The organism is Acidovorax sp. KPB24-07, from assembly GCF_057543315.1.
Map to the genome: position 1 here is coordinate 1 of NZ_BAAJYS010000405.1, position 2883 is coordinate 2883.

General features: G+C 65.0%; 4 protein-coding genes and 1 riboswitch. Of the genes, 2 read left to right on the forward strand and 2 right to left on the reverse strand.

All coding sequences use genetic code 11. From position 1 onward, the window contains the following. Together metX and AC27IQ_RS21680 are read right to left on the reverse strand one after the other, a co-directional pair. Positions 1-810, reverse strand: an 810-nt coding sequence (metX, locus tag AC27IQ_RS21675; protein ID WP_487090745.1) for a homoserine O-acetyltransferase MetX, incomplete at its 3' end; no start/stop codon positions are given. A 160-nt stretch (positions 811-970) separates the two neighbouring features. Further along, positions 971-1537, reverse strand: coding sequence for a TMEM165/GDT1 family protein (locus tag AC27IQ_RS21680; RefSeq protein WP_284430567.1), 567 nt, complete (start codon positions 1535-1537; stop codon positions 971-973). Between the two features lie 10 nt (positions 1538-1547). After that, positions 1548-1745, reverse strand: a riboswitch (yybP-ykoY riboswitch). 225 nt (positions 1746-1970) lie between these two features. Here AC27IQ_RS21680 and AC27IQ_RS21685 point away from each other — a divergent pair. Beyond that, positions 1971-2363 (forward strand): RNA-binding regulator, encoded by a 393-nt coding sequence (locus AC27IQ_RS21685; protein ID WP_284430568.1) that lies wholly within the window; start codon positions 1971-1973, stop codon positions 2361-2363. A gap of 251 nt (positions 2364-2614) precedes the next feature. After that, a partial coding sequence (locus tag AC27IQ_RS21690; protein WP_487090746.1) for an RNA recognition motif domain-containing protein occupies positions 2615-2883 on the forward strand: 269 nt, incomplete at its 3' end.

Sequence of the window (2883 nt, forward strand, 5' to 3'; positions counted from 1 at the left end):
GTAGCCCGGCCCCGCGCCGGGCGTGCCTGGGGCGGCCGGCGCACCGCCGGCGGTGCCTGCCGGCAGCGTCTCCTCCATCACCGTCTGGCGCAGCTGGCGGCCGAATTTCTCGTTCATCACGTCGTCCGACAGGTATGTGATGTGGCCGATCATCCGCGCGATGCGCAGGCCGCGCTGCGGGATCGCCCCGTGCCGGTAGAAGTGCCCGCCGTGGAAGTCCGGGTCGGTCACGATGGCCCGGCGCGCCACCTCGTTGAAGGCGATGTTCTCCGCCGTGAGATTGGGGGCGCTGGCCACCACCACCGCATGGCGCACACGTTCGGGGTACTGCAGCGTCCACGACAGCGCCTGCATGCCGCCCAGGCTGCCGCCCAGCACCGCCGCGAGCTGCTGCACGCCGATGCGGTCCAGCAGGCGGGCCTGCGCGTTCACCCAGTCCTCCACCGTGACCACGGGGAAGTCGGCGCCGTACACCTCGCCGGTGTCCGGGTGCGTGTCCATCGGGCCGGTCGAGCCGAAGCACGAGCCCAGGTTGTTGATGCCGATCACGAAGAAGCGGTTCGTGTCCACCGGCTTGCCGGGGCCGATCATGTTGTTCCACCAGCCTTCGCTCCTGGGCTGGCCTTCGTACACGCCCGCCACGTGGTGCGAGGCGTTCAGCGCATGGCACACCAGCACCGCGTTGGAGCGGTCGGCGTTGAGCGTGCCGTAGGTCTCGAAGGCAAGGGTGTAGTCGCGGATGGCGCCGCCGCCCTGCAGCGGCAGCGCGTCGGCGAAATGCAGGGACTGGGGCGTGGCAATGAAGGACATGAAAAAACCCGGCGTCGCTAAAAACGAGGCCGGGTCGGTGTGTCTGTCACTTGGCGGACGGGTCTTTAGCGGTATTTATAAAGCGCCCGCAAGCTATGCAAATCGGCGCGAGGGGCACTATACCAAAGCCCGGGCCCGCCGGCCATGGGCCCGTGCACGTTCAGGCCGCGGGTGCGAAAAGCGCGATCAGCCCCAGCACGAGGAAGATCACCGCCGACACCATGTGCACCGCGCGGATCGGCACCCGCCGCGTGATGCGCTCGCCCAGCCAGACCACGGGCGCGTTGGCCAGCATCATGCCCAGGGTCGTGCCGGCCACCACCCACCAATAGGCGCTGTAGCGCGCGGCCAGCATCACCGTGGCGACCTGGGTCTTGTCGCCCATCTCGGCTAGGAAGAACGCGATCAGCGTGGTGCCGAACACGCCAAAGCGCGGCGCGCCGCCCGATGCGTCGTCGTCCAGCCGGTCGGGGATGAGCATCCACACCGCCATCGCGATGAACGACAGCCCGAGCCCCCAGCGCAGCACCTGCGGGCCCACGACGGTCGTCACCCAGGCGCCCACGGCGCCGGCCAGCGCGTGGTTGGCCAGCGTGGCGACCAGGATGCCGAGCACGATCGGCCAGGGCTTGCGAAAACGCGCCGCGAGAACGAGGGAAAGGAGTTGGGTCTTGTCGCCCATCTCCGCGAGGGCGACGATGGCGGTCGAAACGAAAAAGGCTTCCATTGGGGGCAGGGAGTTGTCCGGCCGGACAGGTCGCAGAGCATTGACTGCACCCCGACGCCGGCCTTTGGGATCGGTGTGCAGTCAATGGTCTCGCCCAGTTCCGATGGAACCGCATGCACCACAGGCCGCGCAGGCCCGAGTTTGTTGATGCATGCCCCCGTGCGGTCTGTGCGCCGGGCGGGCTACTCCCCAAAGACGGGCCGATTGTAACGATGCGCTTCCAGCCTTCGGGTAAATACCCAACGAAAACGTTGCAGGCGCGCCAATTTTCGTGCTTGGACCCCGAATAGATGGTTAATAATGGGCCTTGCCTTTCTGCCAAGCAGGAACGCAAGTAGCGGTGATTGGTCGGTTTCGCGTCTTTGAAGTCGTCACAGGTTTGTTGATTGCGTCGGGCTCCATCGCGTTTTCTTGTTTTTTTTAGGAGTCCTTCATGGGCAACAAACTCTACGTGGGCAACCTGCCCTATTCTTTCCGCGACGACGACCTGCAACAAACGTTCAGCCAGTACGGCAACGTGGTGAGCGCCAAGGTCATGATGGAACGTGACACCGGCCGCTCCAAGGGTTTCGGCTTCGTCGAAATGAGCAACGATGCCGAAGCGCAAGCCGCCATCCAAGGCGCGCATGGTCAAAACTTCGGCGGCCGTGACCTCGTGGTCAACGAAGCCCGTCCGATGGAACCCCGTCCCCCCCGCAGCGGTGGCGGCGGCTTCGGTGGCGGCAACGGCGGTGGCGGCGGCTACGGCGGTGGTGGCGGCCGCAGCGGTGGTTTCGGCGGCGGTGGTGGTGGCGGTGGCTACGGCGGTGGCCGCAGCAGCTACTAAGCTCACGCTGACAGCATTTCAAAAAAAGGGTCTTTCGGGGCCCTTTTTTCATGGCTGAGCCAGCGCGTTTGGCGCGTGTCCGGCACCTTGCTTTTTTGCGGAATTTATGGCCCATAATGCATCGGCGAGATATTTTTCGCGTCGACGTTTGCGGGGATCCGTCAGTTTCGCGCATGGGACATCTTTGTGATTCACTGGCTGCGTTTTCGGGACTCCATCGCTTTATCAATGTGTTTTTGAGGAGTCCCGTGATGGGCAACAAACTGTACGTCGGCAATTTGCCGTACTCGGTGCGTGACAGTGACCTGGAGCAGGCCTTCGGCCAATTCGGAGCCGTGATCAGCGCCAAAGTCATGATGGAGCGCGACACGGGCCGCTCCAAGGGCTTTGGCTTCGTCGAGATGGGCAGCGACCCTGAAGCGCAAGCCGCCATCCAGGGCATGAACGGCCAGCCCCTGGGCGGCCGCAGCATCGTGGTGAACGAGGCGCGTCCCATGGAACCCCGTCCCCCCCGCAGCGG